General features: G+C 72.3%; 6 protein-coding genes. 1 reads left to right on the forward strand and 5 read right to left on the reverse strand.

The features are described 5' to 3' along the window. Window positions 1-72: 72 nt before the first annotated feature. The 5 genes from pdxS to pgsA all read right to left on the reverse strand — a co-directional run bounded on the left by pdxS (window position 73) and on the right by pgsA (window position 4,868). The gene (gene pdxS / locus AOK16_RS09845) at window positions 73-1,002 is read right to left on the reverse strand and encodes a pyridoxal 5'-phosphate synthase lyase subunit PdxS (RefSeq protein ID WP_055471864.1); all 930 of its coding nucleotides are present in this window, start codon (window positions 1,000-1,002) and stop codon (window positions 73-75) included. A gap of 282 nt (window positions 1,003-1,284) precedes the next feature. Next, on the reverse strand, window positions 1,285-1,830 hold the full coding sequence (locus AOK16_RS09850; protein WP_055471865.1) for a LemA family protein: 546 nt from the start codon (window positions 1,828-1,830) through the stop codon (window positions 1,285-1,287). 250 nt (window positions 1,831-2,080) lie between these two features. Beyond that, on the reverse strand, window positions 2,081-3,244 hold the full coding sequence (locus AOK16_RS09855; RefSeq protein ID WP_055471866.1) for a glycosyltransferase family 4 protein: 1,164 nt from the start codon (window positions 3,242-3,244) through the stop codon (window positions 2,081-2,083). Further along, window positions 3,241-4,197 (reverse strand): phosphatidylinositol mannoside acyltransferase, encoded by a 957-nt coding sequence (locus tag AOK16_RS09860; RefSeq protein WP_055471867.1) that lies wholly within the window; start codon window positions 4,195-4,197, stop codon window positions 3,241-3,243. Before AOK16_RS09860 ends, AOK16_RS09855 begins: the two co-directional genes overlap by 4 nt. Beyond that, window positions 4,194-4,868: a phosphatidylinositol phosphate synthase gene (gene pgsA / locus AOK16_RS09865; RefSeq protein ID WP_055471868.1), complete on the reverse strand. Its 675-nt coding sequence runs from the start codon at window positions 4,866-4,868 to the stop codon at window positions 4,194-4,196. Before pgsA ends, AOK16_RS09860 begins: the two co-directional genes overlap by 4 nt. 207 nt (window positions 4,869-5,075) lie before the next feature. Here pgsA and AOK16_RS09870 point away from each other — a divergent pair. After that, window positions 5,076-6,000, forward strand: a 925-nt coding sequence (locus AOK16_RS09870; RefSeq protein WP_157859166.1) for a GTP-binding protein, incomplete at its 3' end; no start/stop codon positions are given.

Raw genomic sequence — 6,000 nt, forward strand, 5'->3', positions numbered from 1 at the left:
GCCTTACGGGCGGGGAAACGGCCGGTGGGCGGGCTCAACTGCCGAGCGCCGCCCACCGTTTGGAGCGGTCGCTCACCAACCGCGGCTGGCGTAGCGCTCCGACTCGGGAAGGGTGTCGCAGTTGATGCCGACCATGGCCTCCCCCAGGTTGCGGGAGGCGTCCGCGATGACCTTCGGGTCGTCGAAGAAGGTGGTCGCGCGGACGATCGCGGCGGCGCGCTTGGCCGGGTCGCCGGACTTGAAGATGCCGGAGCCGACGAAAACGCCCTCGGCGCCGAGCTGGCGCATCAGCGCGGCGTCGGCCGGGGTGGCGACACCACCGGCGGAGAACAGCACGACCGGCAGCTTGCCGAGCTCGGCCACCTCCTTGACCAGCTCGTACGGGGCGCGCAGCTCCTTGGCGGCGGCGTACAGCTCGTGGTTGTCCAGGGCGCGCAGCTTGCCGATCTCGTTCTTGATCTGGCGCAGGTGGCGCACGGCCTCGACGACGTTGCCGGTGCCGGCCTCGCCCTTGGAGCGGATCATGGCCGCGCCCTCGGCGATGCGGCGCAGGGCCTCGCCCAGGTTGGTGGCGCCGCAGACGAAGGGCGTGGTGAAGGCGAACTTGTCGCTGTGGTTGACCTCGTCGGCCGGGGTGAGGACCTCGGACTCGTCGATGTAGTCGACGCCGAGCGCCTGGAGGACCTGGGCCTCGACGAAGTGGCCGATCCGGGACTTGGCCATGACCGGGATGGAGACCGCGCCGATGATGCCCTCGATCATGTCCGGGTCGGACATCCGGGCCACGCCGCCGTCCTTGCGGATGTCGGCGGGCACGCGCTCGAGCGCCATGACCGCGACCGCGCCGGCGTCCTCGGCGATCTTCGCCTGCTCCGGGGTGACGACGTCCATGATCACGCCGCCCTTGAGCTGCTCGGCCATGCCGCGCTTGACGCGCGCGGTGCCGGTCTCGGGGGTCCCGGTGGAGGCGTTGGCGGACGTGCTGGTGGGCGTGGATGACACGGTTTGACCTCACTCGATGACGTACGTGCGACGAGCCCATCGTAGGCCCGTTCGATACCCGACCCCGACCGGCCATCCGGTCCAGTTGGGCGGCTGGACTGCTACGGACTGGACTGCTACGGAGTAGACAAAAGCGCGGACGGCCAGGTCACGACAAGGGCCAATTGCCGCCCGGTGGCCCGCTCCACCCGGTCAGCGGCAGCCTCGGCACGCCGCACGACCAGTGGCCGACTCGGCTCCGGCAGCGGCAGGCACAGCTCGGCAGCGGCAGGCTCGGCCCGGTCAGTGGTCGGCCCGGCCCGTGAGCGCGACCGGAGGCTCGTCGTCCATTTCGAAGGCGAGCGGGAACGGGGCGTGGCCCGCGAGCCGGAACCACCGGACCTTGCGGTGCAGCCTCAGGGCGCGGGCGGCGCGCACCGCGTCGTTGTGGAACCGCCGGGCCATCGGTACGCGGCGGACGGCCGCCGTCAGCTCGCCGACCGCCTCCTCCCCGCCCGGCGCCTCCCGTACGGCCTCGACCTGCGGGGCCTCGGCGAAGACCGCGCGCAGCGCCTGGGTCAACTCGCTCTCGGCGACCTCGCGGTGCTCCTCCTCGGACTGCCGGGCGGCGTGTGCGGCCTGGTAGAGCACGATCGACGCGGCGGGGTCCAGGACGCCCGAGGTCGCCACCTCCTGGGCGATCGAGGCCCGGCGCAGCAGCTGCGCGTCGAGCGCGGCGCGCGCGGCGTCGATGCGGGCGTGCAGCCGGTCGAGGCGCCCGGCGGTCCAGCTCAGGTACAGGCCGACCGCTGCGAGGGCCACCGCGATCCAGATCAGAGAGGAGGTCACGGGCCGCAAGATTACCGGCGCCCCCGCCAACGCCCGGACCTGCCCGCGGAAGTCGGACGGGAGAGCGTGAAACCTCGCGGCGGTCGACGGTGTATGAGAAGTACACGGTGCTCACGGGGAGCGCCGGCACCGAGGGGGAATCATGGCGGCATTGCAGAGGGTGCTGAGGAAAGCGGCGGAAACGGTCGGGGAGTTGGGGCGCCGACTGGTCCCGCCCATCCCATCGGTCCCCCTGGCCCCCTTGGTCTCCCTAATCCCGCGCGCGGGAGAGGCGGGCGCGCAGGCCGGTGGTCCGCTCGTCGGCCGCGACCGAGGCCGCACCGTCGGTGACGGTCTCGTAGACCGCCAGGATGTCCGCGCCGACCGTGGACCAGTCGAAGCGGCGTACGTGGCGGCTGCCGCGCTCGCGCAGTTCCGCACGGCGGGCAGGGTCGCCGAGGAGGCGCAGGGCCGACGCCGCGAGCGCGTCCGCGTCGCCGGCGGTGAAGAGCTCACCGGCCTCTCCCCCGGCCAGCACCTGCGCGAACGCGTCCAGGTCGCTGGCGAGGACCGGGGCGCCCGCCGACATGGCCTCGACGAGGATGATCCCGAAGCTCTCGCCACCGGTGTTGGGGGCGACATAGAGGTCGACGCTGCGCAGCAGCCGCGCCTTGTCCTCGTCGCTGACCATGCCGAGGAACTCCACGCGCTCCCGCATCCGCTCGGGCAGTCCGGCGACGGCCTCCTCCTCGTCACCGCGCCCCGCGACGAGCAGCCGGGCCTCCGGCCGCTCCGCGAGGATCGCGGGGAGTGCCTTCATCAGCACCGGCAGTCCCTTGCGGGGCTCGTCGATCCGGCCGATGAAGCCGATGGTCTCGCCCTGCCACTCCGGCTTGGGCTCGGCGGCGGCGAAGAAGCCCACGTCCACGCCGTTGGGGATCACCACCGCGTCGCCGCCGAGGTGCTCCACCAGCGTGCGCCGGGCGTATTCGCTGACCGCGATCCGCGCGCTGATCTTCTCCAGCGCGGCCTGCAGGATCGCGTAGGCGGCGACCATGGCGCGAGAGCGCGGGTTCGAGGTGTGGAAGGTGGCGACGATCGGGCCCTGCGCCGCCCAGCAGGACAGCAGTCCCAGGGACGGCGACGCGGGCTCGTGGATGTGCAGCACGTCGAAGTCGCCGTTCTGGAGCCAGCGGCGGACTCGCGCGGCGGACAGGAAGCCGAAGTTGAGACGCGCGACCGAGCCGTTGTACGGCACGGGCACGGCCCGGCCCGCGGAGACGACATACGAGGGCAGGGGTGTGTCGTCGTCGGCCGGGGCGAGCACGGACACGTGGTGGCCGCGGCGGATCAGATGCTCGGCCAGGTCCCGGATGTGGAACTGGACGCCGCCCGGCACATCCCAGGAGTACGGGCAGACGATGCCGATCCTCAAGGCTTCTCCGTTCCGGAGCCCGCGGCGGCGGGGCCGCCGTTCCGCGGCTCCAGGTCCTTCGGCCACAGCCGCTGGAGCATGTGCCAGTCCTCGGGGTGTTCGGCGATCCCGGCCGCGAAGACGTCCGCGAGGGCCTGCGTCATGGCGGCGGTCTTCTCGGCGCGGGTCCCGGACTCCGGGACCTCGATGGCCGGGTGCACCCGGCCCCGCATGACCGGGGTGTCGTCGTACCAGAGCGTGGCCGGAAGCAGCAGCGCCCCGGTCTGCTGGGCGAGCATGGCGGGGCCGGCGGGCATGCGGGCCGTGTCGCCGAAGAAGGACACCTCGACCCCGGACGCGGACAGATCGCGGTCGGCGACCAGGCAGACCAGACCACCGGCGCGCAGCCGCCGGGCGAGGGTGCCGAAAGCACTGCCGCCGGTGTGCGGGAGGACCTCCATGCCCAGACCCTCGCGGTAGGCGACGAACCGGTCGTAGAGCGATTCGGGCTTGAGTCGCTCGGCGACGGTCGTGAAGGGCACGCCGAGGCCGGTGGTGACCCAGGCCCCGGCCAGGTCCCAGTTGGCCAGGTGCGGCAGCGCGAGGACCACTCCCTTGCCCGACGCCAGTCCCTCCTCCAGCAGGTGGATGTCCTTGATCTCTATCCCGGTGCTGATGCGCTCGGCGCTCCAGGCGGGAAGCCGGAAGGACTCCATCCAGTAGCGCAGGTAGGAGCGCATGCCCGCGCGTGAGAGCTCGGCCAACCGCTCGGGGCCGGCGTCCGGCACGACACGGGCCAGGTTGGACTCCAGGCGCAGCACGCTCTTGCCCCGCCGCTTCCAGGCGGTGTCGGCGATCCGCTGCCCCAGCCGTACGGCGACGGGCTCGGGGAGGTGCTTCACGGTGCTCCAGCCGAGCCCGTAGAGGCTGTCGGTCAGGGTGTGCGCGGCCCGCTGTGCGATGGGCTGGTTCATGGCGCCTCGCTCCCCTGCGCGGTCGCGGTCTCCCCCGCCGCGTCCGCCTCCGCGGCCTCCCGGCGGATGGTGACCACGCGCTGGCCGAGCGTCACCAGACTGCCCACGGCCACGAGCCACAGCGCGATCGGCAGCAGGATCTCGAGATAGGGCACGCCGAACGTGGTGTGCATCCCCGCGAGGCCGGCCGCGACCAGGGAGATGACCAACCGCTCGGCCCGCTCGACCAGGCCGTTGACCTTCACCGGCAGTCCGATGCTCTCACCGCGGGCCTTGGTGTACGAGACCACCTGCCCGCTGGCCAGGCAGAAGATGGCGACCGCGCAGAGGGCGATGCTGTCGCCGCCGCCCGCGTACCAGAGGGCGAGGCCGCCGAAGATCGCGGCGTCCGCGACCCGGTCGAGGGTGGAGTCGAGGAAGGCGCCCCAGCGGCTGGACCGGCCCAGTTGCCGGGCCATGTTCCCGTCCACGAGGTCCGAGAAGACAAAGAGGGTGATCACGACGGTGCCCCAGAACAGCTCGCCCTGGGGGAAGAAGGCCAGCGCGCCCGCCACCACTCCGGCGGTCCCGACTAGGGTCACCGCGTCGGGGCTCACCCCGAGGCGCAGCAGGAACGCGGCGAACGGTGTGAGAACACGCGTGAAGAACGCACGCGCGTACTTGTTCAGCATGGCCTTCCCGAGGGTCGGTGGGGCCGTGCGGCCCTTTGCGGCCGCCGGCGCGGGTCCATCGTAGCCAGCGGCGGGCCTGCTGCGGCAGCGCACCCGGGGCGTCGCGGGGGTACGACGTATGGACGGCGAGTGACAGCGGTGGAAAGCTCGAAGAACCGCAACAGGTCTCGAAGAACCGCAACAGGTGCAGACCGGGAGGCGAGGCACATGGGCGACAAGACGAACACTCACCCCGGGGCCGCCGGCAGGGCAGCGACGGCCGACCGGCCCTCATCCCTTCGGAACGTGGTGCTGGTCGGCCACAGCGGAGCCGGGAAGACCACCCTGGTGGAGGCCCTCGCGCTCACATCGGGCGCGGCCAACCGGGCCGGCCGGGTCGAGGACGGCACAACCCTCTCCGACTACGACGAGATCGAGCACCGGCAGCAGCGCTCGGTACAGCTCGCCCTCGTACCGGTGGAATGGGGCGGGATCAAGATCAATCTCCTGGACACCCCCGGATACGCGGATTTCGTCGGGGAGTTGAGGGCCGGTCTGCGAGCGGCGGACGCGGCCCTCTTCGTTGTCTCGGCCGCGGACGGCGTGGACGGCTCGACCCGCATGGTGTGGGACGAGTGCGCCGCGGTCGGCATGCCGAGGGCGATCGTCGTGACGCATCTGGAGTCGGCGCGCGCCGACTTCGAGGAGATGACGGCGATCTGCCAGCGGGTCTTCGGCGGCGACGACCCCGACGCCGTCCTGCCGCTGTATCTGCCGCTGCACGGCGAGGAAGGCCCGGACGGGCACGCGCCGGTGGCCGGTCTCATCGGCCTGCTCTCGCAGCGCGTCTTCGACTACTCCTCGGGCGAGCGGGTGGAGCGGCCGCCCGAGGCCGAGCATCTGCCGCTCATCGAGGAGGCCCGCGACCGGCTCATCGAGGGGATCATCGCCGAGAGCGAGGACGAGACCCTGATGGACCGCTATCTCGGCGGCGAGGAGGTGGACGTCAAGACGCTGGTCGCCGACCTGGAGCGCGCGGTCGCGCGCGGCACCTTCCACCCGGTGCTGGCCGCCGCGCCCGCCGCGGAGGGCGGCCGGCAGGGCATCGGGACCGTGGAGCTGCTGGAGCTGGTCACCGGCGGCTTCCCCACCC

The organism is Streptomyces pathocidini (assembly GCF_001418495.1).
GTDB classification, from domain to species: Bacteria; Actinomycetota; Actinomycetes; order Streptomycetales; family Streptomycetaceae; genus Streptomyces; species Streptomyces pathocidini.

Bases quoted from the DNA above. Each gene is read 5' to 3' on its own strand.
- AOK16_RS09860 (WP_055471867.1), bottom strand. From the start codon at position 4,197: ATGAACCAGCCCATCGCACAGCGGGCCGCGCACACCCTGACCGACAGC.
- pgsA (WP_055471868.1), bottom strand. From the start codon at position 4,868: ATGCTGAACAAGTACGCGCGTGCGTTCTTCACGCGTGTTCTCACACCG.